The sequence below is a fragment of the Agrobacterium sp. B1(2019) genome, from assembly GCF_008274755.1.
In the GTDB taxonomy this organism is placed as follows: Bacteria; Pseudomonadota; Alphaproteobacteria; order Rhizobiales; family Rhizobiaceae; genus Agrobacterium; species Agrobacterium salinitolerans.
This window is the reverse complement of record NZ_VTPB01000003.1, coordinates 363,948-390,069: the sequence shown is the minus strand read 5'-3', so window position 1 is coordinate 390,069 and position 26,122 is coordinate 363,948. Positions and strand designations below refer to the sequence as shown.

The window sequence follows — 26,122 nt, the reverse complement described above, 5'->3', positions numbered from 1 at the left end:
ATTGTTTAATTGCAATTTAAACGGAGCTATCCGTCATCGACGTGCGTTTGGGGAGGAATGCCGTGGCCCAAAAGGTCAAATTGTCCACGATTGCCGAAAGCCTCGGACTTTCGACCGCCACCATCTCTCTTGCATTGCGCGATAGCCCGCTGGTCGCCGCCGATACGCGGGAAAAGATCAAGGAACAGGCGCGGGCGCTGGGTTATATCTATAACCGCCGCGCCGCCAGCCTGCGCACCTCCCGCTCCGGTATTGTCGGCGTGGTGTTCCACGATGTGATGAACCCCTTCTATGGCGAAATCCTGAAAGCCATTGAAAGCGAGCTGGACCGCAGCCGACAGACGTTCATCCTGTCCAACCACTACGATTCGGTGGAAAAACAGCGCACCTTCATTGAAACGCTGCTGCAGCTCGGCTCTGACGGCATCATCATGTCTCCGGCGATCGGCACGCCGGTCGAGGATATGACGCTCGCCGAAGAAAACGGCATGCCCGCCATTCTGGTGGCCCGCTCCATGGACGGCGTTGACATGCCAACCTATCGCGGCGATGACAGCTACGGCATTTCGCTCGCCACCAACCACCTCATCAGCCTCGGCCACCGCACCATCGCCATGGTTGGCGGTACCGACCAGACCTCGACGGGGCGTGACCGTTATCAGGGTTATGTCAATGCGCTGCGCAAGGCGGGCATCGAGGTCGATCCGAACCTGCGCATTCCCGGCCCGCGCTCCAAACAGGGCGGCTTCGAGGCGGCGGTGCATTTCCTCTCGCTGCCGCAGAAGCCGACCGCCGCCGTGTGCTGGAACGATCTCGTCGCCATCGGTCTCATGAACGGCATTTCCCGCGCCGGTCTGGTGCCGGGTGTCGATATTTCAGTAACGGGCTACGACGATCTGGAGGAAGCTGCCATCGCCACCCCGGCGCTGACCACCGTTTCCAACGGCCAGGCCGAGGTGGGGCGCTTGGCGGCCCGCGCGCTGCTGGACAGGCTGGCGGGCAGCCATGAACCTGATGGTATTCACCTCATCAAACCGGAAATGCGCATCCGGCAATCGACTGGGCCGGTGCGGCCGCGGGTGTGAGCTTAACCCTACGGCAGGAAGTGGTCTTGGCGACGCCAGCCGCGCCGAGGTCAATCCTCGGGCCTGTCCCGAGGATCCGCAACCTATTGTTTTTGTTGGCATGGTTAGACCCTTGGACAAGCCCAAGGGTGACGTTGCGAAAAGCTGTATCCATCGCGCTCAATGCCGTGATGTGTGCTCCTTTTAGAAGGTCACACCCTGCAGCGATGAAACAGCCCGGCACGACGGTGCGAGGCGCTGCCAAAAAATCGGCATGAAACCTCCCTCTGCCTCCACAACATCCCCTTATTGGCCTTTTCACGGCGGTCGTTGTTTGAAAAGATCGCCGCCATGAGGAGTGGGATGGCAAGCGGTTCGCTTGACGACCACTCCTGATATCGGAATGTTATCTGGAGGAATATCCGCTCATGTCTGACAAAAAGGCCGTCGTTCTCGTTCCCGGCAAGATAAACCCTCGCGTTCTCGAACGCCTCGAAGGCAAGGTCGAGATTGTGGCAGTGCCTGCCGGTGCCGAGCCGGTTTTGCCGGAGGGCGCGGCCGGACGCGTCAATGCGATTGCTGTTTCTGGCGCCGTCAACGCCAAATGGATCGATGCGCTGCCGAAGCTCGAGATCATCGCCAATTTCGGCGTGGGTTATGATGGTGTCGACGCTAAACACGCCGCCACCCGTGGCGTCGTGGTGACGAATACGCCTGATGTGCTGAATGACGAAGTGGCGGATACGACGATTGCGCTGTTGATTAACACCGTGCGCCGTCTTTATCAGGCCGAGACCTGGCTGCGGGATGGCAAATGGGTTGGCGAAGGCCCGTTCGCACTGTCGCCGTTTTCGCTGCGCGGCCGCAAGGTCGGCCTGTTCGGCATGGGCCGCATCGGCCAGGAAATCGCCAAGCGGCTTGAACCCTTCAAGGTGGAGATCGGCTATCACACCCGCAGCAAGCGCGACGAACTCTCCTACACCTATTATGGCTCGCTGAAGGAAATGGCAGAGACCGTCGATACGCTGATCTGTATCGTGCCGGGCACACCAGAGACACACAAGGCGATCAATGCCGACGTGCTGACCGCGCTCGGGCCTGAGGGCGTGTTCATCAATGTAGGCCGCGGCTCCAGCGTCGATGAGGACGCACTGCTTGAGGCGCTTAAAAGTGGCGCTTTGGGGGCTGCCGGTCTCGACGTGTTCTATGCCGAGCCGAAGGTGCCGGAAGCTTTCCTGTCGCTGCCGAATGTCTCCCTGCTGCCGCATGTCGCCTCCGCCTCGGTTCCCACCCGCAACGCCATGGCCGATCTGGTGGCCGACAATATTCTCGGCTGGTTCAGGGACCGCAAGGTGCTGACGCCGGTGCCGGAGACGCCGGTCAAGGGCTGAGGCCTTTCCTCCGTCCTCGGGCTTTTGTCCCGAGGATCCAAACACGTCGCGTTAGAGCAATCGTTTGCAGATGCTCGGGACAGGCTTGAGCATGACAAAGGAGGTGAGCGTGGCGCTCACCCCCTATCTGTCCCTATTCCGCAATTTCCTCCGTCGCCACCCAGCGCCCTTCTGCAAATGACCGGGCCATGGCGTGAATGCTGCGCTCGATCTTCAGCCCTTCGTCGAAATCGATGATATGGGCCTTCTTGCCTTCTATGGACGCTATCAGTTCCCGGCATTCGATCACTTTCAGATCGTTGAAGCCGAGGCCGTGGCCGGGGGCTGGGATGAAGCGGTCGTAGGGCTTGTGGTGGGGGGCGGTGAGAATGGTTCTAAAGCCCTGCTCTTCCGGGCGTCCGTCCGTGGTGTAGAGCTGGAATTCGTTCATTCGCTCCTGATCGAACAGGATGGAGCCGGCGGAGCCATATATCTGGATGGCGATGCGGCCCTTGCGACCCCACGCGGAGCGGTTGGCGATCAGCACGGCTGAAATGCCGCCTTCCAGCTTCAAGAGAACGCTGGCAAGATCATGCGTCTCGACCGCACGTTCGCCACCGCCGGCAAGCGGGCGGGTCTCGTAAGGCTTGACCATGTCGGTGATGGCGCTTTGTGCGTGGCCGAAGAGGGCGAAGAGCAGTGACAACGGATGCACGGCGAAATCATCCAGTGCGCCGTAACCGGAGGATGCCTCGCTCTTCCAGTAGAAGGGCTGGGTGGCATCGGCCATGAAGTCCTCGTCCATTTCGGCCCGGACGTGATAGACCTTGCCAATGGCGCCTTCGTCGATCAGGCGGCGGATATGGCGGATGACGGGGTTCTGGATGTAGTTGTAACCCATCGCCGCTGCCTTGCCGGATCGGCGGGCCGCATCGCGCATCTTCACCGCGTCAGTAAAGGCAGGCGCCATCGGCTTTTCGCACCAGACATGTTTGCCAGCCTCAAGGGCGGCAATCGCCATTTCCGGGTGAAAGGCATTTGGTGTGGTGACGGAGATGACGTCGATCTCCGGGTCTGCCAGCAGATCGCGCCAGTTGCCCGTGGAACGGACGAAACCGAACTCCGCCGCTTTTTTGGCAGCAAGCTCCGGGTTGACTTCCGCGAGCGTCACGAGGCGGGGGCGTTCCACATCGCCGAAGACGCTGGTGACGTTGTTCCACGCAAGCGCGTGGCATTTGCCCATGTAACCGGTGCCGAGAAGGCCCACGCCAAGAGCGGCCATGGTCATTCCTCCCAAAATTTAAAGTGAAAATAGCGGTCAGGGATTATCGCGCTTGAAAATCCAGTCATGATCGGGATGGTTCTTGAACCGCCATTTGCGCATCGGCCCCGCCATCACGTTCAGGTAATACATCTCATAACCATAGGGCGCGCCGCAGGGGTGGTGGCCCTTGGGCACCAGCACGACATCGCCATCCGATACCGCCATGGTCTCATCAAGCGAGCCGTCTTCGGTGAAGACGCGCTGGAAGCCGAAACCCTGCGCCGGGTTGAGCCGGTGATAATAGGTTTCTTCCAGATAGGTCATGTCGGGGTAATTATCCTCATCGTGCCGGTGCGGCGGATAGGACGACCAGTTGCCCGACGGGGTGAAAACTTCTGTCACCAGCAGGCTGTCGGCCACATCGCGCTCTTCCATGGCGATGGGGAAAATGTAACGCGTGTTGGCGCCCTTGCCGCGCTCGGTCAGCTGCACGCCATTGGGGCCAATCTGCTGCGCCTCGCGGTTGCCTTTCTCGCCGGGCGCGGTGCAGACACCGATTGTGCAGTCCGTCGTGGCGGTCAGCGACCATTCGGAGCCGGCGGGAACATAAACGCAGTGCGGCGGCTTGCGCTCGAATACATTCATGCGGTCGCCGAGTTCACCGAAGTCCTTACCGCCTGCGGAAATCGTCGCCTTGCCTTCGACCAGCACGAGGATGACTTCCGTATCGCCGGTGTTTTCCGCCGCCGTTTCGCCCGGCTTCAGGCGGTAAAGGCCGAAACCGACATAACCCCAATCCGCGCTTTGGGGCGTGATATCGTGCACCTTGCCGCTGGTCGCGACCGGCTTGCGCAGAAGTGAGGTCATGGTGGTGTTCCCTTTTTTGGTCAGTCGTTCAATTCATCGGGCGGCTATTCCCGCGTTTCCCTCATCCCGGTGACGAGCACAGGAACGAGGGAGAAAAGGCTTCAAGCAGCCTCAGCCTTGTCCAGCCCCGCTTCGCGCGCAAAAGCCTTCAGCGATTTCAGCCCAAGGCTCTGATATTCAAACGGGTTGCGCACATCAGGGTCCTGTTCGGCCTCGATCACCAGCCAGCCGCTGTAATTGTGCTCGGCGGCAATTTTCAGCACGGCTGAGAAGTTCACGCCGCCCTCGCTGTCACCTGGTACGGTGAATACGCCGCGGCGAACGCCTTCGAGGAAGGAAAGCCGCTCGTTCCGAACCTGCTCGGCAATGACTGGGCGCACGTTCTTGGCGTGGATATGGCCGACACGGCCCATGTATTTCTGCGCGACGCGGACGGGGTCGCCGCCGCCGAACAGGCAATGGCCGGTATCGAGCAGCAGATGGGTCTTCGGCCCGGTATGCTTCATCAGGAGGTCGATCTCGTCTTCGCTTTCGACCACCGTTCCCATGTGGTGATGATAAACGAGGGTAATGCCCTGTTCGGCGGCAAAGGCGGCAAGCGCCTCGACACCGGCGCCGAACTTGGCCCAGTCCTCGGCCGCAAGGCGCGGACGGTCGACCAGCGCCGTGTCATCGGCGCCGTGGATGGCGTTGGAGGTTTCGCAGACGATGATGACCTTCGAGCCCATGGCCTTCAGGAGATCGAGCGCCGGCTGCATGGCCTTCTTTTCGGATTCGATGTCGTCGGTCAGGAGGTTCAGCGAATGCCAGCCGGAGACGAAGGAGAGGCCGCGCGGCGAAAGCACGCCCTTCAGACCCTCCGGGTCGGTCGGGAATTTGTGGCCCTTTTCGATGCCGTCAAAGCCGATCTTTGCGGTTTCGTCCAGGCATTGCTCCAGGCTGATATGAGCGCCCAGCGTGCGGTCGTCGTCGTTGGACCAGGCAATCGGGTTGGTTCCGTAACGGATCATCTTACTGTCTTTCCTTGATATGGTTTTCGTAGCGCGCGCGCGCCGGTCCGATTTCGGCGCGGTCGGAGACTTCGGGCACCGCGACATCCCACCAGTGACCGCCGGCCTGCGGGGTCGGATAAGGGTCGGTATCGATGACGATGACAGTCGTGCGGGTGGAGGCGCGCGCGGCTGCGAGCGCGTCTTCCAGCTCCGCGATGGTGGAAACCTTGCGCGCATCCGCTCCCATCGAGCCGGCATGGGCGGCAAAATCGATGGCGATGGGATTGACGTTGGTGTGGGCGTAGAGGTTGTTGAACTCCGCGCCGCCGGTTTCCATCTGCAGCCGGTTGATGCAGCCGTAGCCCCTGTTGTCAGTGATGACGAGCGTGATCTTCACGCCCATGGCAACCGATGTCGCAAGCTCGGAATTCATCATCATATAGGAGCCATCGCCGACCATGACGATCACATCGCGGTCGGGTTCCGCCATCTTGATGCCGAGGCCGCCGGCAACCTCATAGCCCATGCAGGAGAAGCCGTATTCCATGTGATAGGAGAGCGGCAGCTTGGATTTCCACAGTTGGTGCAGCTCGCCCGGCATGGTGCCGGCCGCGCACATGACGACGGTATTGTCACGCGACTGGCGCTGGACAGCGCCGATCACCTGCATGTCGGTGGGCAGGCTGTTGGCATGGTCCTCACCCGGTGCCGCCGTATCGGCATCGGCCTTTTCGAACCATGCTGCCTTGAGGCCCGCATCGGGCGCCGCAAAACGATGGCTACCGAGCGCTGCGGAGAGTTTTTCAAGCCCGATTTTGGCATCGGCCGTCAGGCTGATCGCATCGTGCTTGGCGCTGTCATAGGGCTGAACGTTGAGTGCCAGGATCTTGCGGCTCGGGTTTTTGAACAGCGCCCAGGAGCCGGTGGTGAAATCCTGAAAACGCGTTCCGACGCCAAAGACCAGATCGGCCTTTTCGCTGATGATATTAGCGCTTTCCGCACCGGTCACGCCGACGGGACCGAAATTGAGATCGTGATCCCACGCCAATGCCGATTTACCGGCCTGCGTTTCGACGACAGGAATGGAGTGGGTTTCGGCAAAGCGCTTCAACGTGTCGGTTGCGCCGGCAAAATGCACGCCGCCGCCGGCAACGATGATCGGGTTCTTCGCGGCCCTCAGCGCGGCGACGGCCTCTTCGAATTCCACCATATCCGGCTCGGGGCGGCGCTGACGCCAGACTCGCTTTTCGAAGAAGCTGACAGGGTAATCATAGGCTTCCGCCTGCACATCCTGGCAGAACGCGAGCGTGACGGGGCCGCAATCGGCCGGGTCCGTCATGGTGCGCATGGCGCGGGGAAGCGCGGTCAGCAACTGTTCCGGGCGCATGATGCGGTCGAAATAACGGCTGACCGGGCGGAAGCAGTCATTGACCGTCATCGTGCCGTCGCCGAAATCTTCGAGCTGCTGCAAGACCGGATCGGGACCGCGATTGGCGAAAACATCGCCGGGGATCAGCAGAACCGGCAGGCGGTTGACATGCGCAAGCGCTGCTGCCGTTACCATGTTGGCAGCGCCGGGGCCGATGGAGGAGGTGACCGCCATGGCGCGCCGGCGGCGCAGCTGCTTGGAATAGGCGATGGCCGCATGGGCCATCGATTGCTCGTTCTGGCCGCGATAAGTCGGCAGTTCCTCGCGAATGCCATAAAGTGCCTCGCCGATGCCGGCGACATTGCCATGGCCGAAGATGGCCCAGACACCGGCAATATAGGTCTCGCCATATTCATTCATCTGCGCGGCGAGGTAACGAACCATAGCCTGCGCAGCCGTCAATCTGATTGTCTTCACGCTGCCTCTCCCTTTTTGGCGCGCGCCTCATCCCATATACGGCACAGGCTGGTATAGCGCTGCGCCATGTCCTTCACCGCTTCCTCATCGGTGATCTTGCCACCGAGCCAACCCCGCGCGGCGTCGGCGAAAATCGTGCGGCCAACGGCGAAACCCTTGACCAGATCGAAACCGGCGGCAAGGCGGAAGCTCTCCTCCAACTCGCTTTGCGGTGCGTCAAGGCCGAGAACGACGATGCCCCGCACGTAAGGATCGTTGCTGTGCACGGAGTCGCAGGCATTTTTCCATGCCGCGCGGGTCTTCATCGGCTCCAGCTTCCACCAGTCGGGGTAGACGCCGATTTCGTAAAAGCGTTCGATGATGCGCGCGGCGGTTAGATCATCTGTCGGGCCGACCTTGGAGGGAATGACCTCGAGCAGCATTTCCAACCGGTTGCGGCGGGTCGCCTGGAACAGACGCATTACCGTCTCCTCCTGCGCGGCACGCATCTCGTCGGTATCATCCGGATGATAGAAGCACAGAACCTTGACGACATTTTCCAGCGGCCATTCGGAAAGACCGCCGAAATCCTTGCCGAGTTCGGGTTCCAGCGTCAGCGGGCGCGAACCTGGCCATTCCACCGGGCGACCGATCCACAGGCCGGAGCCGCTGGCGGCAAAGAGTGCATCGCGCCCGAGGCGGCCATCGCAGAGAATGCCGTAACCCGGCCTGTCGCCGGCAACCTGCTGCGCGGACTGAAGGCATAGCTTCTTGAAAGCGCCGATCTGCTCGTGCTTGACGCCAAGCTCGTCGGCGATGGCTTCCAGTTGCATGCGGTGATCGAAGGCGAAGACGCGCATCGTGTCCCAGTCGCCCTTGCGGTTGGTCGACCAATGCACCTGCTCCAGCGCCTCGTCCTTGCGCAGCGCCTTGTTGCGAATGCCGGCCTTGAAGAAATATTGCAGCTCTTCCCAGCTCGGATAGGCGGGCGTGCAGCCGTGGCGGGAAACGGCAAAGGCGCCACAGGCATTGGCGTATTTCAGCGTCGTCGGCCAATCCTCGCCGCGCAGCCAGCCGCGGAACAGTCCGGCCATGAAACCATCGCCCGCGCCGAGAACGTTAAAGACCTCGATCGGAAAACCTTCGCCCGTCTCACCATCGTCCAGGCTTGCGGGAATATCGCCGGTGAAGACCACGGCGCCCATCGGGCCGCGCTTGCACACCAGCGTCGCATTCGAAACCTTGCGCACGGCGTTCAGTGCGGTCAGCGTATCGGTCGAGCCGCCGGCAATGTGGAATTCTTCCTCGGTGCCGACAATCAGATCGAAGAGATGCAGGGTGGATTGCAGCTTGGCGGTGACCTTCTGCGATTCCACAAAGCGGCTTTCGCCATCGCCATGGCCGGCAACACCCCAGAGGTTGGGTCGGTAATCGATGTCGAGCGCTGTTTTCGCACCGTTTTCGCGGGCAAGTTTCAGCGCCTTCAGCACGGCTGCTTCCGTCTTCGGATGCGACAGATGCGTGCCGGTGGCGCAGACGCAAGCCGCCTCGGCAATGAAGGCGGGATCGATGTCGTCTTCGCTGAGCGCCATGTCGGCACAGTTCTCACGATAGAAAATCAGCGGAAACTGGTTCTGGTCGCGAATGCCGAGCAGCACCAGCGCGGTCAGCCGCTCCGGGTCGGTCTTCACGCCGCGCACATCGACGCCTTCGCGCACCAGCTGTTCGCGGATGAAACGGCCCATATGTTCGTCACCCACACGCGTAATGACCGCGCTGTTCAATCCAAGGCGTGCAGCACCGGCTGCGATGTTGGTGGGAGAGCCGCCGATATATTTGGCAAAGGAGGCCATGTCCTCCAGACGGCCGCCGACCTGCGAACCGTAAAGGTCGACAGACGAGCGCCCGATCGTGATAAGATCAAGTTTTTTCAAAAGGTTCCTCCTTAGCACCGCACGCTGGCGCGGTCTGCCTCATATGTGTCGAGCGGATCAGGCAACCATGCCGCCAGTTGTCGCCATCCCGCTCGGGTGAGCCTCCTCCGCTCACTTGTCCCGTCACGAGACGGACAGTCGTGGAATGCCCGTTTCATGGATTTGGATCATAAATTCTATTTTTTCCATTTTCAATAAAAATATTCAGGTGGTCCTGCGTGTTCCCACGGCAACCGCCAGCGTGATGGCGAGACAGAGCGTGGCCGAAAGCGATCGGAATGCGCCGAAATCGATTTCCGTCACCGTCAGAAGTGTTGCACCGGATTTCCGGAGCGGATTGACCGCGGAATCGGAAAGCGCCACGACCGGAATACCGTTGGCGCGGGCGTTTTCCGCAAGCTCCAGCGTCTCAGTGGAATAGGGCGAGAAGGTGATGGCGATCAGCGCGTCGTCACGGGAAATGGCGCTGATGTTGCCGAGCCCGCCAACCGCACTGTGCAGAACCGCCGGCACCTTCATCTTCTCGAACGCATAGGCCAGATAGCTGGCAATGGGAAAAGAGCGCCGCAAACCGATGATATGCACGGTGCGCGCCTGGGAGAGCGCTGAAACCGCCTCATCAAGCTGCTTCGTGTCGACCGATTTGAGCAGCATTTCCAGCGAGGAACGGCCGGCCTCCACGAATTCCGCAAGCAGGCCGGATGCGCTTTCATCGCCCTTTTCACGCAGATGGTCGAGCCGCGTGGCGTAATCCGGCCAACCGCCGACATAGGAATCACGGAACAGCCGTTGCATTTCAGAAAAGCCGGAAAAGCCCATGATCTGGCAAAAACGCATGAAGGCAGAAGGCTGTACGCCCGCCCCTTCCGCCATTTCGGCGACGGTGGAAACGGCGATGCGATCCTGATTGGAGGCGACATAATCGGCGCATTGCCGCAATCGTTTCGGCAAACCCTCCGCGACCTGGAGCAGCCGCTCCTCAAAAGCCTTTACGGATTCTGGCGCCTCGATTGCCGTCATTGTCGTTCCTTCGTGCGGACTGAAATCGTGTGCACTTTAACTGCAGTGGAATTTTTATTCCATTGGGTTTTTTAGGAAACGGTAAATGAGGCCGAGTGGTGCTCGCGTGGCATTGCTTCCGTCATTCCGACGCAAAGCCGGAATGACGGGCTGAGGGTGAATAGCGTTTCAAATTAGTGCAGCCCGCCAACTCCGAGATGCGTATCGATAATATCCGGGTTTTCCGCAAGATCGCTGGATGGCCCTTCCCAGACGATGCGGCCGCGTTCCATGATGATGGCGTGGTCGGCGAAGTCGATGGCCATCTGGATGCGCTGTTCGACGAGGAGGATGGTCATTTCGCCGGATTGGGCGAGCTTGGAGAAGGCTGCCATCAGCTCCTCGCAGATGACGGGAGCGAGACCTTCGAGCGGTTCGTCGAGCAGCAGCACGCGCGGCTGGCCAAGAATGCTGCGGGCCGTGGAAAGCATCTGCTGTTCGCCGCCGGAGAGCTGCGAGCCGAGATTGCGGCGGCGCTCTTTGAGGCGCGGAAACAGCGTGTAGGCTTCCTCGATGGCCGATTTTGGCCGAGCCTTGAGGCCGACAAACAGGTTCTCCTCGACGGTAAGCGTCGGGAATACATCCCGCGTCTGCGGCACGTAACCGAGGCCGGCTTTGGCGCGGGCGGCACTCGGCAAAGCGGCGATGTCCTGCCCGCCGATGCGGATATCGCCGGCGAAGCGTTTCGTCTGGCCGGCCAGTGTGGCGAAGAGGCTGGTCTTGCCGACGCCATTGCGGCCGAGCACGGCAAAACGCGAGCCCGACGGCACGGAAAGCGACAGGCCCTCGATGACCCTTGTCGGGCCGTAACCGGCGGTGAGGTTGGTGATTTCAAGCGGCGCTGCGGGCATCGGCGTAACTTCCCAGATAGGCTTGGCGGACTTCCGCATTGCTGGTGACGTCTTCCGGCGAGCCGTCGAAGATGACGGCGCCTGCGGCGAGCACCACCACACGTTTGGCAAACCGGAAAACCAGATCCATGTCGTGTTCGATCATCAATATGGCGAGATCAGCAGGCAGCCGGTCGAGCGCCTGTTCGATGCGCGCCGTTTCCGTGGAAGGCACGCCGGCGGCGGGTTCGTCGAGCAGCAGGATTTTCGGGCGAAGCGCCATGGCCAGCGCGATCTCGATCAGACGCTGCTGGCCATAGGCGATTTCGCGCACCCGAGTTTCGGCAAGCGCCAGAAGGCCGAGCGTGCCGAGAATGTCGCGGGCTTCGCTCATGACCGAGGGCATGGCGCGGTATCGGCCGAAAATCCGGCCCGTCTTGCCTTCGCGCTGGAGAATGGCAAGCGCCACATGTTCCTCCGGCGTCATGTCCTGAAACAACCTTGTGACCTGGAACGAACGGACGAGGCCGCGCTTCACCCGCTGGCTGGCGCTGAGGCCGGTCACATCCTCGCCGGCGATGCGCACCGTTCCGGCCGAGGGCTTGATATTGCCGGTGACAAGATTGACGAAGGTGGTCTTGCCGGCGCCATTGGGGCCGATCAGCACCGTGCGGTCTCCCGGCGAAAGCGACATCGACACATTATTGGTAACGACGAGGCCGCCGAAATTTTTCTTGAGGCCGGAGACTTCGAAAATGGCGCTCATTTGCGACCTCCACGAATGCGCGCAATGATGTCTTCACCCGCGCCATAAAGCCCGCGCGGCGCAAACAGCACGACGGCAATCAGCAGCAGGCCGACAATGGTGAGCCAGTGGAACGGGTTGGCGGCGGAAACCACATCCTCGAACCACATGAATGTGACGGTGCCGATCAGCGCCCCGTAAAGCGAACCTGCGCCACCGAGCACCAGCATGACCAGCCCTTCGGCTGAAAGCGTGAAGCTGAGGCTGTCGAGACCGACGACCTGGGTGGAGATGGCGTTCAGCGCGCCGCCAATGCCGGCGACGATGCCCGATATGACGAACATCTTCAAAATAGTGCCATTGACCGAACCGCCCATGGCCTGGATGCGGATGCTGTCCTGCTTGACGCCGCGGCACAACATGCCGAAGGGCGAATTGACCACCACCTTGAGGGCGAGGAACACGAGGAGCAGCAGACAGACGCCATAGATATAGGCGGTGCGGCCAAAAAGATCGAATTCGAAAGTGCCGAACAGGGCGTCGGGAGAGACGCCCGATAGCCCGTCGCTGCCGCCGGTCCAGCCGGAGGCTTTGTTGGCGGCCTCGTGGAACAGGTGAATGACGGCGATGGAAAGAACGAGCTGCGGCAGGCCGTGGGCGCGCAAGAGAACGGTGCCGGAGACCAACCCGGCCACGCCGCCCGCGCCTGCGCCGATCAAGGTCATCAGTAGCGGATCGGTGATCTCGAAATGGGCCGCGGCAATGCCGGCGGCATAGGCGCCCGCGCCGAAGAGCGCGGCATGGCCAAGTGTCGCGACGCCGCAATAGCCGGTAACAAGATCAATCGACAGCACCAGCAGCGCGATGGCGATGATGCGGGTCAGAAGCGCCAGGCTATCCGGAAACAGATAATAACCGGCAATCGCGGCCATAATGATGAGGAGCGGTCCCGCAAGCGTGCGCAGCGGTGAGCGCGCCTTCGGGATCTCTGCCGTTTCAGTCACGTCGTTCATGAGCACCGCCATCTCATTTCGCCCTTCCGAGAAGGCCGCGCGGGAACAGCGTGATGATCACGATGACCGCCAGGTAAAAGAAGAATTCGCCATATTCAGGAGCAAGATACCGCCCGGTCGTGTCGATCGCGCCGAGCAGAAGACAGGCGATCAGCGCGCCGGGAATGGAGCCTGCGCCACCAACCGAGACCACCACCAGGAAGGTCACCATGTAGCGCAGCGCATAATAGGGTTCGACCGGCAAAAGTTCCGCGCCGATGACGCCGCCCATGGCGGCAAGGCCGACGGCGATGGCAAAGCTGACGGCGTAGATGATTTCGGTGCGCACGCCGAGTGCGGCTGCCATGGCGGCATTATCGACGGCCGCGCGCAGCTTGATGCCGAAGGCCGTCTTTTCGAAGGTGAACCACAATGCGCCGGCCACGGCCAGCCCACAGGCAATGGCGAAGATGCGGTGCGTGGCGATGGTGCGGAAGCCGAGATCCGTGGGGCCGGCTAGTTGCTGCGGCAAGGGAATGGTCTTCAGCGTTGGGCCAAAGACGAAATTGGCGATGCCGATGATGCAAAACGTGATGCCGATGGTCATTAGCACCTGCGTCAGCTCTGGCGCGCCATAGATGCGGCGATAGAGGAAACGTTCGAGCGGAATGGCGATCACGATGGTGCCGACGATGGCGACGAGGATCGCCACGGCGTAACCGAGACCGAGGCCGTGGGCGGCATAGGAGGCGAGGTAACCGCCGATCATGGCGAAAGCGCCATGCGCCAGATTGACCACCCGCATCAGCCCCATCGTGACCGAAAGGCCGATGGAGATGATGAACAGGACCATGCCATAGGCAAGCGCATCGACAAGGATGCTGAAGACCGTCTGCATGCTGAAAAGCTCCTCCCGGTGCTGCAATGCCCATCCGGGCCGGAGACGGGCCGCTATTGGCGACCCGACAACGTCGTCAAAACTGTTCTTTACTTCGCGGCGGCGAGGCCCGGATCACCCTGTTTTTCGAAGGTCTGGACTTCCTTGTTGTAATAATTGCCGTCATCGCCCTTGGCCACTTCGCGCAGATAGATGTTCTGCGTGATGTGGCGGCTTTCCGGATCGATGCTGACCGGGCCACGCGGGCTTGTCCAGGAAAGACCCTTTACCGCGTCCACCGCCTTTTCCGCATCCTGCTTGCCGCCGGTGGCCTCGATCATCTTGCTGATGACGTACATGCCGTCAAAGGCGCCAACGGAAGGGAAGGACAGTTCCTTCGGATTGCCGATCGCCTTGGTGGCGGCTTCCACGAAGGTCTTGTTCTCAGCGGAATCATGCGAGACAGCGTAATGGAAGGTCGTCTGCATGCCGAGTGCTGCCTCGCCGAGCGCCGGCAGATCGGATTCCTGTGTCAGATCACCCGGTGCGAAAAGTTTGACGCCTGAAGATTTCAGGCCGTTATCGTTGAAGGCCTTGACGAAGCCGAGCGTGGTCGGGCCCGACGGCAGGAAGGCGAAGACGCCTTGAGCGCCGGAATCCTTCACGCGCTGCATGATCGGGCTGAAATCATTGGTGGAAAGCGGCATGCGGATGGTTTCCACCACTTCGCCGCCGGCGGCGGTGAAGGCTGCCTTGAAGGCGTTTTCGGCGTCGACGCCCGGGCCGTAATCGCTGACCAGCGAAATGACCTTCTTCACGCCGCCGTCAAAGGCCACCTTGGCGATGGGGGTGGAGGTCTGCCAGGTGGTGAACGAGGTGCGCACCACATAGGGGCTCTTGGTCACGATGGCCGAAGTGGCGGCATTCATGATGACCATCGGCACATTGCCCTGCTTCAGAAGCGGTGTAACCGCCATGGCGTCGGGGGTGAAATAAAAGCCGGCGAGATATTGCACGCCTTCCTTGACCACCAGCTCCTGCGCCAGCGCCTTGGACTGCGCCGGATCGGCCTGCGGAACATCGCGATAGACGATTTCAACCGTATCGTCGCCGACCTTGTTGCCGTTAAGGGCGAACCAGGCGTCGATGCCGGCCTTGAAGTTCTTGCCCTGCAACGCGAAGGGGCCGGAGAACGGACCGACTACACCCACCTTGATCGTATCGGCATAGGCAACGGAACTAAAACAAATGGCCGCGATGGCGGCGGTGATCCGCATTTTCATGACTTCCTCCCAATTGATCCGTGGCTCCCGTCCACCGATCCAGGCTGTCAGATTGATGAGTGCGGCGGCCAAAGTAAAATGAAATAAGGGGGGGTATAAATAACCTGACGGTTATCAATAACGGCTTTGTTGCGCCCCGCCCCAAACCGGAAAGGACAATAACGCCGCCTGAACGATTTTCAAACCGGTTCCGTCGCCGGTCGTTTCAGACGCGGGAAAACAGCTTCGGGTAAACTCGGTGCGCAATGGTGTTCACGCGAAGGCGAACGCCACGCCTTAACCAGTTTTAAGGGGATTGTTCGTAGCCTCGCGAAGAATATTTCTGAACTTTATTTGGTGTCTGATGAGCGAATATCAAAACAGAGCCGTTGAGCTGATGCGTAATCGCGTCGGCGAAAGTATACTCAACAACAAGATCGAACGCCGCGAGGCGTTTCTTCGCAAGGCGCTCACGCTCTATCTCGGCATGGGCGGAACGGCGGAGGGTGTTCAGGCCGCCGCGCGGGACGTCGCCACCACGCCTGCGCCGACCATCGACGTCGCCGTCGGAGACGTCATGTACAAGCTCGCAGCGGTCGGGCATGTCTCCGATCTCGATATCATCCAGGCTGCCTATAACAAGCTGGATGCCGCCAACTTGCATATTCTCAGCAAGGGCAAGAAGCTGCTGCAGAAGCAGCGGGACCAGAAGCTCGCCACCGCCGCGTTGGCAAAATAGGCGGACCGTCTCCGGTTGGGCGGCGGCCCATGCGCCATATGCCCCAACGCTGGCTGGAGCATATGGTCTTTACAGGCCATTGTTTCAGGCGATGACGGGTATCCAGATTTCCACGCTTCCCCGCCCGGTCTCAGGATTGAAGCGCCGGTCATAACGTTCGAAATCGGGAGAGTCGGCGGTTTTCAGTCCGGCATCGGGCAGCGCCTTGTTCCAGATCGTGTAGACCGTTCGTGGAAGATCCGAGATGTGTCCGTTATGGGTGAAGACCGCGTAGGATTGTGCGGGCAACTCGATATGATCCATGCCCGGTGTTGTTTTCAGCGCCTGGACGCCGGCGAGATAGGTGCAGTTGCCGGCTTCATCGGCGGCGCTGCACACTCCGTAGGCAGCCCCGGATACCACCTCCTCGACCTCGCTTTCGCGCAGATTGAAGCGCTGCCAGAGGGCGGGAATGGTGCTGTTATTCTCCAGTGAGCACGGGGTACTGAGACCCACAACCATAAAGGCGTCGGCACGGCGCATTTCCGGCGGCTGGACTTCGACGAACATGTCGGTTTTCATTTTTAATGGCTCCATGAGATCAAGGGACGAGGTTGATCGGGCCTTGCGAACAGTGCTCGGTAATGCATTGAAATAATTCGCAAAGGCTCGCGTGAACGCCTCATGGGACCCGTATCCCGCATCAAGTGCTGCGGTGAGGATGTCGCCATCGCACAGCGCGATGGTTTCCGCTGCCCTGGAAAGGCGGCGTGCCCGGACGTAGGACATGATCGACAGGCCGGTGGAAAGCTGGAACAACCGGCACATGTGATGTGTACTGATTGCGCAGCGATTAGACAGGACCGTCAATGTCAGGTCCTTGTGCAGATCGGTTTCGATCTGCCAGATGAGCTTGTCGAGAGCGGGCATGGGGTCTCCTGTGGTTCACGCCCTCACCATGCAAAACCGCTCCGCTTCCTGCTTGATCGGGTTTGACTTGTTATCGCCTTTTCCCGCCGCTTTCGCTCCCGCCGTCTCCGACTGGCTCTATCAGGCGACCTGTGGTGACAGGATTTCCTGCCAGGCGTCATAGGCCGAGAGAACCGTTTCCATCTGTGCGGTGTGGCCGGTGATGAAATCGTTGCCGTAGATTGTCTCGTCTGGATATTCGGTGATCAGCGTCATCGGTACGGTGTGGCGGTCATCGACGGACGACAGGCACGGGAAGCCGTTGATGATGCGAAAACCGGTTTCACCGGCGTGGATTTCATAAAGTGCGATCTGTCGGTTGTTGTAGTCGAGCAGGCCGGGAATGGCGCCAAGATGGCGGGTCACCCGGTCGAGCAGGGCCTCGGCCTGCCTTTCCCAGTCCACATGGTGGCGGATGATGAGGAAGAAACCCTTCGGTAGCGTCCACATGGCGAAATTGCGCGGTACATAACCGGAAAGCGGTCGGGTCCATTCGTGAGATGGATAACCGTGCAGGTTCACATGCAGGCTGGCACCGCTGATGTCCTGCGCCTTGAAGCGGATTTCCTTCTCGTTGATATGGCTGCCTGAATTTTCCAGCGTGCGGTATTCGAGATCGTCGCCGAGCGCCGTGTAACGCGCTGCGTGATGCATGTGGCGCGGATTGTCGGCTCTCAGCCGTTGATGCAGGGCGTAACCATCCGGATTTTCCAGCGGCGAAATGGTGAAATGCGCGCCCTTGCGTCCGGCGAGCCTGCGGGCGGCCCGGATGGCGCCGACGATGCCTGTGGTCTCGTTAGGGTGCTGACCGCCGCTGATCATCACGGCGGTATCGCTGCCGGTGACATACCGGGCGGCAAGAATACGGCCGGAACGAGAGCGCGCCTCGAATCCCTCGCCGCCGATTTCTTCAAGCAGCTTCGTGAGCTGGCCTGCCGCAACCGGTTCGCTGGCTGTATCGATCTCCTGTTCGCGACCATCGAGAAAGACGGTGGTGAGCCTGCGAGCCTCGATGCGGACGGAGACTTCGCCCTCGCTTTTGACGATTTCCGGTACGATCTGGCCGGGCTTCAGTCCCCGGTCGCCAAGCGGGCGGCCGGATTTTTTCTGGAAGAACTCCAAGAGCGAGAAATAGATATCTTCATGCAGGGCTTCGCGCAGGCTGACGACTTCGTCGCCAACCGCCAGCGGCAGATCTTCGGCTGGATGCGTGACGCGAATGTTCAGTTCTTCGAAATAGGGCTCGTTGTCACCCCAGCCATGGTCGGCGACGGCTTGGATCGCCGCTTCGAAAAGCCGTTCGAAATCCGTCTCCAGCCGCTCACCTGAAGCGTTGCCGGCAGGCCGGAACCAGCCGGTGGGAGAGACGTTGGTTTCGCCGACGATATCGGTGTGAACCCGGTTCGGCGCCAGAACCTTCAGGGTTTCCGTCTTGCCGTTGCGGCTCAGGGTAACATCATAATGGAACTCGTCGTCTTTTCGGGCGATGAAGTCGATCTTCGTATCGCCCACCAGCGCCGCCAGGGGATAGGCCTCCAACCGGAAACGGTTGGCCGGCGCGCTGGCGTGCACCGGGTAACGCACCTCGATGGTGTCGACGCCATCGAGGCTGATCTCTTCCAGAAAGGTGAAGAGAAGCGGCTTGTAGGCGCTGCGGATGCGGGCGCTGACCCCTTTTTTCTTCAGCCGGTTTTCGGCTTCGCGACGGCTTTTGGCGTCATCGAAGCTCCATGCCTCGAAGGACTGGCCGGGTTCGGCATTGGCAAGAAGCGTATCCAGCGTGCGTTCGAAAGTCTGGTCGAAAATCTGGCTCATCGCTGTTACCTCGAGGTTCTGCCGGTGGGGTCGAGGCTGTCGCGCAGCCAGTCACCGAGAAGGTTGAGGCCAAGCACCGTCAGAAGGATAGCAAGACCCGGGAAGACGCTGACCCACCATGCGGTTTGCAGATAGGTCCGTCCATCCGCCAGCATGCCGCCCCAGCTCGGAATGGTCGGATCGACGCCGAGACCGAGGAAGGTGAGGCTGCTTTCGAGCAGGATGTTGTTGGCGACATTGAGCGTCATCAGCACGATGACAGGGCCGATCAGGTTCGGCAGCAGGTGCTGGAGAATGATGCGCCAGTCCTTCACGCCGATAGCGCGGGCGGAAAGGATAAATTCCCGCTCCCGAAGCGTCAGCACCGAGCCGCGCACGAGGCGGGCATATTGCACCCATTGCGAGACGATCAGGAGGATGATGGTGTTGGTGAGGCTGCCGCCGACAATGGCGATGAAAGTGATGGCGAGCAGGATGAAGGGCATGGCGAGCTGGATATCGGCAAAGCGCATGACCAGCATGTCCCAGAAGCCGCGATAATAACCGGCCACCAGTCCGACCGCGACGCCGAAGATGACAGCGCCGATGACGGAGGTGAAGCCGACCAGCAGCGAGATCTTGCCGCCGGCGACGACGCGCGCGAGCACGTCACGCCCCAGCGGATCGGTGCCGAGCGGATGGGCGGCATTGGCAAACGGTTTGGCAAGGCGCGCCATGAGGTCGATCTTGTCGGCCCCGCCCGGAAACAGCACGTCGGAAAAGATGACGGCAAGGCAGATGATTGTCGTCAGCGACGCGCCGAGGACGAATTCGAGATTGGTGAAGCGCGAAAGACGCGAGGTTTTGGCAGCCATCGTCACTTACTCCGTGCGGATGCGCGGATCGACAAGGCCATAGGCGATATCGACCAGAAGGTTGATGCCGACGATCATCAGCGACAGCACGGTGATGACGGCCTGAAGCACGGGATAATCACGTGCGCCGACGGCGTCGAAGGCCAGCGTGCCGAGGCCCGGCCAGTTGAAGACGCGCTCAATGACGACGATGCCGCCGAGCAGCCCGCCGAATTGCAGGCCAAAATAGGTGATGAGCGGAATGGCGCAATTGCGCAGCGCGTGCTTGTAGAGAACCTTATTTTCGCTCAGCCCCTTTGCGCGCGCCACCATGACATATTGCGAGCGCAGCGTATCCAGCATGGCCGTGCGCACCAGCCGCACATTGGTAGCCGTCAGGATGACGCCCATGGTGACGGCGGGCATGATGTAGCTGGCAAAGCCGCCCATGCCGCTTGGCGGCAGCCAGCCGAGCGTGATGGAGAATAAGAGCACCAGCATGGTGGCCAGCCAGAAATTCGGGAAGGACAGGCCGACGAGCGAGAAGATGCGGATCACCTGATCGGCCGTCTTGCCGCGCGAGGTTGCGGCCTTGATGCCGAGCGGGATCGACAGCGCAATCGAGACCGCCATGGAGATGAAGGCGAGGAGAAGCGTTGCGGGTAGGGCATCCGCGATCAGGCGCGAGACGGGCGTGCTGCCGGTGAAGCTGCGGCCGAAATCGAGCGTCACGAGACCCTTCAGGAAGCTGAAATATTGCACGAAGAATGGCCGGTCGGTGCCGAGCGCTGCGCGGATGCGCGCCAGATCGTCTTCCGTCATGCTGCCACCGCCCTGGAACATGGTGACGGCGGGGTCACCGGTGAGGCGGATGGCGAAGGAAACGAGAAGGGTGATGGCGATGACGACAAAAATCGCCTGCAGCAATCGCTTGATGAGGAAACCGGCCACGTTTTTTACCTTGAAGAGAGACCCGACCTTGCCCGCATTGCGGCGGGCAAGGTGTGTTGATCAGAAAAACCAGCCTGATTATTCGACGGTGACGTCGGTCAGCTTCAGGCGGTTATCCGGCGGTGCCACGAAACCCTTGACCCGCTTGTTGATGCCGTAAATGGCATTGGTGTTGTAAAGCGGGATTTCGAGCGCGCGTTCGGCGGTGTAGCTGCCGATTTCCTTGAGAATCTTTTCGCGCTCGGCACGGTCGGTCAGCGGACGCTGGGATTCCAGCATCTTGTCCAGCTTCTCGTCCTTGTCGTAAGGGTTCCACTTTTCACCGGAGTGATACATGGAATAGGCCGTGTTGTCGTAATCGAAGGTCCAGCCGCCCCATTTCTGCTGGAACATCGCGCCGGTCTTGCCCTGCGGGATGATGTCGTTCAGGAGAACGTTGGTCTCATAGGGCTTGATGGTGGCGGTGATGCCGACCATGGACAGATAGCTGGAAATGACCTGCGCCACCTCGTTCATCGTCGCGTCATTGCCACGGATATCGATCTGGAGCGCCGCACCGGGCTTGACGCCGGCTTCCGCAAGAAGCTTCTTTGCACCTTCCGGATCGTAGGGCAGCGGCTTCAGCTCCGGATCGTAACCGAAGGACAGCGCGCTCTGGAAGCTTGCAATCTCGGAGGCCTGACCGGCGAGGATCGACTTGACGATGGTGCCACGGTCGACGGCCATGATGATGGCCTTGCGCACCTTCGGATCGGCGGTGATGCCATCACGGGTGTTGAAACGCAGCGCATCGACCGTCGGGCCGGGCACGCTGACAATCTCCAGCTTGGAATCGCCTTGGATAACCGGGATCATGCCGATCGGGATGGTGGGCGGAATGACGAGATCGACGCGGCCGGCCTGCAATTCGGCAACGGCGGTCGCCGGCTCGGAAATGAAGCGATATTCCAGTTCGGAAAGTTTTGGCGCACCGCCCCAGTAGTCGGCGTTGGCCTCCAGCTTGATGTTGGTCTTCGGTGCGTAGGAAACGAATTTGAACGCGCCGGTGCCAACCGGGTTGAGGTTGAAATTGTCCTCGCCCTTTTCCTGAATGTACTTCGGCGGAACGATCATGCCGCCATAACCGGCAAGCTTGGTCAGCAGCACCGGATCCGGCGCCTTCAGCTTCATGTCCACCGTGTAGTCATCGATGACATCGACGCTTTCGATGGCGACATAGTTGGAGCGCTGCGGGCCCTTGGCACCCTGTTCGCCGAGAAGGCGCTCGAAGGTGAACTTGACCGCGGCGGCGTTGAAGGGCTCGCCATTGTGGAACTTGACGTTCTGGCGCAGCTTGAAGCGGATGCGCTTGCCCTCATCCAGCTCTTCCCAGGATTCGGCAAGGCCGGGCACGAGTTTCAGGTCCGGGCCGCGATAGGTCAGGCCGTCGAAGATGTTGGTGGCGACGGCAGCCCATTGCACGAGGAAAGTGTCGATCGGATCCCAGCTGCCCGGGTCCTGCGGGCTGGAAATGGTCATCTTGCCGGCGGCAAGAGCCGGTGCGGCGGTCAAGGCCGATGCGGCCATGGCAAGCGCGACGAACGTTGTCGTCATCCCCTTCTTGATTATTGTCATCTACCTGTTCCTCTTCAGATGGTTGCGGTTCTGGTTGTTATTCAGGCGCTCTTCGCGATGAAGTGGCCCGGATTGATTTCCTCATGGGCGAGAATGGCCGGCTCATCACCGACACGGCGCACGGGATTGGGGATTTCGCCCTCGATCATGGCGATGCGGCGCTCGATGGTCGGATCGGCGACCGGCACGGCCGAAAGCAGGCGGCGCGTATAATCATGCGTCGGCGTTTCGAACACCTGACGGCGGCTGCCCATTTCCATGATCTGGCCGAGATAAAGCACCGCGACGCGGTGGCTCATCTTTTCCACGACAGCCATGTCATGGCTGATGAAGAGATAGGCGAGACCACGCTCGGCCTGCAAATCCATGAACAGATTGATGATCTGCGCCTGAATGGAGACGTCGAGCGCCGACAGCGCTTCGTCTGCAATGATGAGCTTGGGATCGGAAGCCAGTGCGCGGGCAATGCAGACGCGCTGGCGCTGGCCGCCGGAAAACTCGTGCGGATAACGCGCGGCATGTTCGGAGGAGAGACCCACACGCTCCAGCAATTCATCCACCCGCCGCTTTACGGCCTTCTGATCGTTGATCAAGCCATGGGTGTTGATCGGCTCGGCAATCGAAAAACCGACCGTCTTGCGCGGATCGAGCGAGGCGAAGGGGTCCTGGAAGATATATTGCACTTCCTGGCGCATGCGAAAGCGCTCCGCCGCCGACATTTCAGAATAGCTGCGGCCATTGAAGACAATTTCGCCCGATACCGCCGTCTGCAGCTGCTGGATGGTGCGGCCGATGGTGGATTTGCCGGAACCGGATTCGCCCACCAGTGCCAGCGTTTCGCCGGCGTGAATATCGAAGCTGACCTTCTGCACGGCGCTGAGGCGATGGGTCGCCTTGCCGAACAGGTTCTTGCGGATATCGAAACGCACGAACAGGTCCTTCACCGACAGCAGCGGCTTCGCGTCATATTTCGCAGTGTTTTGCACGCGCTCTTCACCAACCACGACCGGCTGGCCATCTTGCAACACCGTGAGCGGCAGGCGCTTGGGAAACTCTTCGCCTTCCATGCTGCCGAGACGTGGAACGGCGGAGAGCAGGGCGCGCGTGTAAGGGTGCTGCGGATTGGCGAATATATCCTTGACCGGACCTTCCTCCACCTTCTTGCCCTTCCACATGACGACCACGTCATCGGCCATTTCCGCCACCACGCCCATATCGTGGGTGATGAAGACCATGCCCATGCCGAGCTTCTTTTGCAGGTCGCGCATGATGTTGAGGATCTGCGCCTGAATGGTGACGTCAAGCGCTGTCGTCGGCTCGTCGGCGATCAAAAGCTTCGGCCGGCAGGCGAGCGCCATGGCGATCATCACGCGCTGGCGCATGCCGCCGGAAAGCTGGTGTGGATACCGTTTCAGAAGTTCTGCCGCATCGGGCAGGCGCACCATTTCGAGAAGCTCCTGCGCCCGCGCCATCGCCGCCTGCTTGCCCATTTTCTCATGCAGCACAAGCACTTCGCATATCTGGTCGCCGATGGTGAAGACAGGGTTGAGCGAGGTCATCGGCTCCTGGAAGATCATGGCGATCTCCTTGCCGCGGATCGAGCGCATTTCTTTCTGCGACGCCTTCAGCAAGTCCTTGCCTTCAAACAGGATTTTGCCGGTGGGGTAGGTCGCGCCCATCATGTCCGCAAGTCGCATGGTGGAAAGCGAGGTGACCGATTTTCCTGATCCGGATTCGCCGACGACCGCGACCGTGCGGCCGGGCTCGACGCGGAAGGAGATATCGTCCACGACGCGGCTGTTGCCAAATTCGACGCTCAGGCCTTCGACCGAGAGGAGGGCGTTTGCGTGTGCGGCAGTCATGTCAGCGTCTCCGGCGTGGCGCACGCGGCAAGGCTGGCGTGGCCATATGAAAATGAGCAAGGGGAAATGTCTCGGGCACGCCTGCTGGGCGACACCGCACTGAAGGCAGAGAAGGCAACGAAAAGTCGCATGTTTCAGGCCGCTTTGCCGGCAAAATGCCGGTTGGCCGCCGCCCGCTGAAACGGCACATTCGATGCCCCCAAAGCGCCGCAGGCAACCTCAGCGGCGCTGGCCGGACGATTTGCGTCGGACGCAGATTCGACGATGCGCATGTAACTCTAATTCCCCACCCTTGTTTTGCCGAAAAAGCTAACAAAACCGAACAATCATGTCCAGAGTGTTGAACAATTTTTATGTACTGCTCTACAAATACGCAGCTGCACCGATTTTGAGCGCGGGTTCTAGAAGAATGCTTCGCAATGATGCGTGTATTTTGAAATTATCGCCGATAGAACCTTTGAGACGAACGATGAGGAATGGAGTACCGGCCATGAACGACAAGGCGGGCGCAGTCAGGCTGAGCGGATTTTTACAGTGTTTGTCCAAGGACGATGTCGAGCTGGTGCGGCGCCACCTTCCCGAACATCTGCGCCTGACCAGAGCGGAACCCGGCTGTCTTTCCTTCGAGGTGTCCGAATCGGACGATTCCCTGATCTGGCAGGTGGAGGAGCTTTTCGCCGACCGTGCCGCCTTCGATTTCCATCAGCAGCGGACACGGGCGTCCGAGTGGTTCAGGGCGACCTCCGCCATTCCACGCGATTATGAGATAACGACACTGGCGTGAATGAGAACAGGCCGCAGCGGCATTCCTGCCGTCTGAGGCCTGATCGTATTTCGGCGCCGGGATTTATTCCTTCGGCATGCCGACCGGCGGCGCAAGCCGTCGTTGTGCGGCGATACGGAATGGGGCGTTCATCGCGCCCGCGCCTTTCGATGATTTCGAAGAAGAAACCTTCCCCGTAGTTGCGGCTGTATATCTGGAAATATTCGCATTGTCGTCGCGGTCATAAAGAATGCTTGCCGCCACGCGTCGTCATGTCGCCTCCGGTCCGCCGTTCGGCGGCCCCCGGAAACGCTGTCTGCGCAAGAAATAGACCGGTCTTGCGGCTGGAGTATTTTCGCTTTTCTTCAAATCGCGAAAATTCTCCACCTCTTTATTTTGAAGCATTTTCGGACGGGAAACCGGGTTCCACTTTTCCTGGAAATGCCCTAGTTTTCGCCTATGCCCAGCCTGTCTATCTGCTCGGCCAATCGCTCGGCGATCAGCAGCGAGGCGCCCGTTGCCGTCACCATTTGCGGCAGAGACAGCCATTCCAGCATCCAGCCCGCGCCGGACCTTTCTTGTTCGTGTACCAGCGACTGGTGTAACGCCGATATCTGCACGGCATTGAAGCGTGCGAGCGTCACCAACGTTTCGGCATTGACCGGGTTCTGTTTGTGCGGCATGGCCGAGGAGCCGCCGCCGCCGGAGAGGCGGACTTCCGCGCCGAGTTCGGCCATCAGCGCGATATCCTGCCCGAACTTGCCGAGCGCGCCGGTGATCAGCGAGAGCAGATTGGCGAATTCGACGATGCCGTCGCGCTGGCTCTGCCATTGCGGCCTGTCGGCAAGGCCGAGCCGTTTTGCGAGATCGGCACGCACCGCTGCGGCATTGCCGCCAAGCTTTTCCAGCGTGCCGGCAGCACCGCCGAATTGCAGGGCGAAGCCGCTCTGTGCGAATGTTTCGAGCCGCAGCAGGTGGCGTTCAAGCGGCGCAGTCCAGCTCGCCGCCCGGTCGGCGACGGTGATACCGATGGCGGCCTGCATGCGGGTATAGCCCGTCAGCGGGTTGTGGCCGTCGCGGGAGGAAAGGTCTCCCAGCGCATCGATCAGACGACCGAGCCGAGCAGAAATGATTTCCGTTGCAGCCTTCAGCCGCAGCATCAGGCTGGTATCGATGACATCCTGGCTGGTGGCTCCGAAATGCACCCTGTCCGTCGCCTTGCCGCCGACGGACGCGCGCATCTGCCGGATGAGTTCCGGAACCACGACGCCGTCCTTCGCGACGCCATGGCGAAGCGCGGTCATATCGGCGGCAAAGTCCGAAAGCCGCGAAACGATTTCTTCTGCCGCCTCCGAGGGGATGATGCCGGCCTGCCCTTCCGCCTGCGCCAGCCCCGTCTCGAAACGGACCATGGCGTCGATATCCGCTTTTGCCGAAAACAGCTCGACGACCTCGCTGTCGCCGAAGAGGCCTGACAGAAACGGATGCTCGAAGGGGGAAAGGCTCATTCTCCGTC

At 60.6% G+C, this 26,122-nt stretch carries 22 protein-coding genes; 4 read left to right on the top strand and 18 right to left on the bottom strand.

Features of this window, described 5'->3' with window-relative positions; translation table 11 throughout:
- Window positions 1–62 precede the first annotated feature (62 nt).
- Together AGR1_RS22070 and AGR1_RS22065 are read left to right on the top strand one after the other, a co-directional pair.
- On the top strand, window positions 63–1,085 hold the full coding sequence (locus AGR1_RS22070) for a LacI family DNA-binding transcriptional regulator (protein WP_142913140.1): 1,023 nt from the start codon (window positions 63–65) through the stop codon (window positions 1,083–1,085).
- Between the two features lie 407 nt (window positions 1,086–1,492).
- Window positions 1,493–2,455 (top strand): 2-hydroxyacid dehydrogenase, encoded by a 963-nt coding sequence (locus AGR1_RS22065; RefSeq protein WP_137411971.1) that lies wholly within the window; start codon window positions 1,493–1,495, stop codon window positions 2,453–2,455.
- Window positions 2,456–2,588: 133 nt separating this feature from the next.
- On the opposite strand, the gene AGR1_RS22060 is transcribed toward AGR1_RS22065, so the two are convergent.
- From AGR1_RS22060 to AGR1_RS22010, 11 genes are all read right to left on the bottom strand, one after another.
- Window positions 2,589–3,716: a Gfo/Idh/MocA family oxidoreductase gene (locus AGR1_RS22060; RefSeq protein ID WP_149148265.1), complete on the bottom strand. Its 1,128-nt coding sequence runs from the start codon at window positions 3,714–3,716 to the stop codon at window positions 2,589–2,591.
- 36 nt (window positions 3,717–3,752) lie between these two features.
- On the bottom strand, window positions 3,753–4,565 hold the full coding sequence (iolB, locus tag AGR1_RS22055; RefSeq protein ID WP_077984050.1) for a 5-deoxy-glucuronate isomerase: 813 nt from the start codon (window positions 4,563–4,565) through the stop codon (window positions 3,753–3,755).
- A 101-nt stretch (window positions 4,566–4,666) separates the two neighbouring features.
- Complete coding sequence (gene iolE, locus AGR1_RS22050) at window positions 4,667–5,575, bottom strand: myo-inosose-2 dehydratase (protein ID WP_137411974.1); 909 nt, start codon at window positions 5,573–5,575, stop codon at window positions 4,667–4,669.
- 1 nt (window position 5,576) lies between these two features.
- Complete coding sequence (gene iolD / locus AGR1_RS22045; protein WP_137411975.1) at window positions 5,577–7,403, bottom strand: 3D-(3,5/4)-trihydroxycyclohexane-1,2-dione acylhydrolase (decyclizing); 1,827 nt, start codon at window positions 7,401–7,403, stop codon at window positions 5,577–5,579.
- Entirely contained in the window at window positions 7,400–9,316 is a 1,917-nt protein-coding gene (iolC, locus tag AGR1_RS22040; protein WP_149148264.1) for a 5-dehydro-2-deoxygluconokinase, read from the bottom strand. Before iolC ends, iolD begins: the two co-directional genes overlap by 4 nt.
- A 204-nt stretch (window positions 9,317–9,520) precedes the next feature.
- Window positions 9,521–10,336 (bottom strand): MurR/RpiR family transcriptional regulator, encoded by an 816-nt coding sequence (locus AGR1_RS22035; RefSeq protein WP_149148263.1) that lies wholly within the window; start codon window positions 10,334–10,336, stop codon window positions 9,521–9,523.
- A 173-nt stretch (window positions 10,337–10,509) separates the two neighbouring features.
- Window positions 10,510–11,226 (bottom strand): ABC transporter ATP-binding protein, encoded by a 717-nt coding sequence (locus AGR1_RS22030; protein WP_077984045.1) that lies wholly within the window; start codon window positions 11,224–11,226, stop codon window positions 10,510–10,512.
- A complete protein-coding gene (locus AGR1_RS22025; RefSeq protein ID WP_077984044.1) occupies window positions 11,207–11,971 on the bottom strand; it encodes an ABC transporter ATP-binding protein in 765 nt (254 codons plus the stop codon). Before AGR1_RS22025 ends, AGR1_RS22030 begins: the two co-directional genes overlap by 20 nt.
- On the bottom strand, window positions 11,968–12,975 hold the full coding sequence (locus AGR1_RS22020; RefSeq protein ID WP_149148262.1) for a branched-chain amino acid ABC transporter permease: 1,008 nt from the start codon (window positions 12,973–12,975) through the stop codon (window positions 11,968–11,970). The genes AGR1_RS22025 and AGR1_RS22020 overlap by 4 nt, the downstream gene beginning before the upstream one ends.
- 1 nt (window position 12,976) lies before the next feature.
- On the bottom strand, window positions 12,977–13,840 hold the full coding sequence (locus AGR1_RS22015; protein ID WP_077984042.1) for a branched-chain amino acid ABC transporter permease: 864 nt from the start codon (window positions 13,838–13,840) through the stop codon (window positions 12,977–12,979).
- Between the two features lie 89 nt (window positions 13,841–13,929).
- The gene (locus AGR1_RS22010) at window positions 13,930–15,102 is read right to left on the bottom strand and encodes an ABC transporter substrate-binding protein (RefSeq protein WP_077984138.1); all 1,173 of its coding nucleotides are present in this window, start codon (window positions 15,100–15,102) and stop codon (window positions 13,930–13,932) included.
- A 343-nt stretch (window positions 15,103–15,445) separates the two neighbouring features.
- Here AGR1_RS22010 and AGR1_RS22005 point away from each other — a divergent pair, with 343 nt between their 5' ends.
- A complete protein-coding gene (locus tag AGR1_RS22005) occupies window positions 15,446–15,820 on the top strand; it encodes a hypothetical protein (protein ID WP_149148261.1) in 375 nt (124 codons plus the stop codon).
- Between the two features lie 84 nt (window positions 15,821–15,904).
- Here the strand turns inward: AGR1_RS22005 and AGR1_RS22000 are convergent, their stop codons facing one another.
- The 6 genes from AGR1_RS22000 to AGR1_RS21975 all read right to left on the bottom strand — a co-directional run bounded on the left by AGR1_RS22000 (window position 15,905) and on the right by AGR1_RS21975 (window position 23,843).
- Window positions 15,905–16,729: an AraC family transcriptional regulator gene (locus tag AGR1_RS22000; RefSeq protein WP_149148260.1), complete on the bottom strand. Its 825-nt coding sequence runs from the start codon at window positions 16,727–16,729 to the stop codon at window positions 15,905–15,907.
- 120 nt (window positions 16,730–16,849) lie between these two features.
- On the bottom strand, window positions 16,850–18,583 hold the full coding sequence (locus AGR1_RS21995; protein ID WP_149148259.1) for a M14 family metallopeptidase: 1,734 nt from the start codon (window positions 18,581–18,583) through the stop codon (window positions 16,850–16,852).
- 5 nt (window positions 18,584–18,588) lie between these two features.
- The gene (locus tag AGR1_RS21990; RefSeq protein ID WP_077984038.1) at window positions 18,589–19,437 is read right to left on the bottom strand and encodes an ABC transporter permease; all 849 of its coding nucleotides are present in this window, start codon (window positions 19,435–19,437) and stop codon (window positions 18,589–18,591) included.
- Window positions 19,438–19,443: 6 nt separating this feature from the next.
- Complete coding sequence (locus AGR1_RS21985; RefSeq protein WP_003519820.1) at window positions 19,444–20,367, bottom strand: ABC transporter permease; 924 nt, start codon at window positions 20,365–20,367, stop codon at window positions 19,444–19,446.
- Window positions 20,368–20,445: 78 nt separating this feature from the next.
- Window positions 20,446–21,981 carry an ABC transporter substrate-binding protein gene (locus tag AGR1_RS21980; RefSeq protein WP_077984037.1) on the bottom strand — a complete coding sequence of 512 codons (1,536 nt, stop codon included), beginning with the start codon at window positions 21,979–21,981 and terminating at the stop codon, window positions 20,446–20,448.
- A gap of 41 nt (window positions 21,982–22,022) precedes the next feature.
- Complete coding sequence (locus tag AGR1_RS21975) at window positions 22,023–23,843, bottom strand: ABC transporter ATP-binding protein (protein ID WP_149148258.1); 1,821 nt, start codon at window positions 23,841–23,843, stop codon at window positions 22,023–22,025.
- 490 nt (window positions 23,844–24,333) lie between these two features.
- Here AGR1_RS21975 and AGR1_RS21965 point away from each other — a divergent pair, with 490 nt between their 5' ends.
- Window positions 24,334–24,627 (top strand): putative quinol monooxygenase, encoded by a 294-nt coding sequence (locus tag AGR1_RS21965; protein ID WP_187772260.1) that lies wholly within the window; start codon window positions 24,334–24,336, stop codon window positions 24,625–24,627.
- A gap of 425 nt (window positions 24,628–25,052) precedes the next feature.
- On the opposite strand, the gene AGR1_RS21960 is transcribed toward AGR1_RS21965, so the two are convergent.
- Complete coding sequence (locus AGR1_RS21960; protein WP_149148256.1) at window positions 25,053–26,114, bottom strand: 3-carboxy-cis,cis-muconate cycloisomerase; 1,062 nt, start codon at window positions 26,112–26,114, stop codon at window positions 25,053–25,055.
- Window positions 26,115–26,122: the final 8 nt, after the last annotated feature.

What these genes read in the sequence shown, in the direction of transcription:
- AGR1_RS22025 (WP_077984044.1), bottom strand. Translation starts at nt 11,971, where the DNA reads ATGAGCGCCATTTTCGAAGTCTCCGGCCTCAAGAAAAATTTCGGCGGC.
- AGR1_RS22035 (WP_149148263.1), bottom strand. Translation starts at nt 10,336, where the DNA reads ATGACGGCAATCGAGGCGCCAGAATCCGTAAAGGCTTTTGAGGAGCGG.
- AGR1_RS21965 (WP_187772260.1), top strand. Translation starts at nt 24,334, where the DNA reads ATGAACGACAAGGCGGGCGCAGTCAGGCTGAGCGGATTTTTACAGTGT.
- AGR1_RS21995 (WP_149148259.1), bottom strand. Translation starts at nt 18,583, where the DNA reads ATGAGCCAGATTTTCGACCAGACTTTCGAACGCACGCTGGATACGCTT.
- iolE (WP_137411974.1), bottom strand. Translation starts at nt 5,575, where the DNA reads ATGATCCGTTACGGAACCAACCCGATTGCCTGGTCCAACGACGACGAC.
- AGR1_RS21960 (WP_149148256.1), bottom strand. Translation starts at nt 26,114, where the DNA reads ATGAGCCTTTCCCCCTTCGAGCATCCGTTTCTGTCAGGCCTCTTCGGC.
- AGR1_RS22000 (WP_149148260.1), bottom strand. Translation starts at nt 16,729, where the DNA reads ATGCCCGCTCTCGACAAGCTCATCTGGCAGATCGAAACCGATCTGCAC.
- AGR1_RS21980 (WP_077984037.1), bottom strand. Translation starts at nt 21,981, where the DNA reads ATGACAATAATCAAGAAGGGGATGACGACAACGTTCGTCGCGCTTGCC.
- AGR1_RS22030 (WP_077984045.1), bottom strand. Translation starts at nt 11,226, where the DNA reads ATGCCCGCAGCGCCGCTTGAAATCACCAACCTCACCGCCGGTTACGGC.
- AGR1_RS21975 (WP_149148258.1), bottom strand. Translation starts at nt 23,843, where the DNA reads ATGACTGCCGCACACGCAAACGCCCTCCTCTCGGTCGAAGGCCTGAGC.
- AGR1_RS22020 (WP_149148262.1), bottom strand. Translation starts at nt 12,975, where the DNA reads ATGGCGGTGCTCATGAACGACGTGACTGAAACGGCAGAGATCCCGAAG.
- AGR1_RS22005 (WP_149148261.1), top strand. Translation starts at nt 15,446, where the DNA reads ATGAGCGAATATCAAAACAGAGCCGTTGAGCTGATGCGTAATCGCGTC.
- iolB (WP_077984050.1), bottom strand. Translation starts at nt 4,565, where the DNA reads ATGACCTCACTTCTGCGCAAGCCGGTCGCGACCAGCGGCAAGGTGCAC.
- AGR1_RS22060 (WP_149148265.1), bottom strand. Translation starts at nt 3,716, where the DNA reads ATGGCCGCTCTTGGCGTGGGCCTTCTCGGCACCGGTTACATGGGCAAA.
- AGR1_RS21990 (WP_077984038.1), bottom strand. Translation starts at nt 19,437, where the DNA reads ATGGCTGCCAAAACCTCGCGTCTTTCGCGCTTCACCAATCTCGAATTC.
- AGR1_RS22065 (WP_137411971.1), top strand. Translation starts at nt 1,493, where the DNA reads ATGTCTGACAAAAAGGCCGTCGTTCTCGTTCCCGGCAAGATAAACCCT.
- AGR1_RS22010 (WP_077984138.1), bottom strand. Translation starts at nt 15,102, where the DNA reads ATGAAAATGCGGATCACCGCCGCCATCGCGGCCATTTGTTTTAGTTCC.
- AGR1_RS22015 (WP_077984042.1), bottom strand. Translation starts at nt 13,840, where the DNA reads ATGCAGACGGTCTTCAGCATCCTTGTCGATGCGCTTGCCTATGGCATG.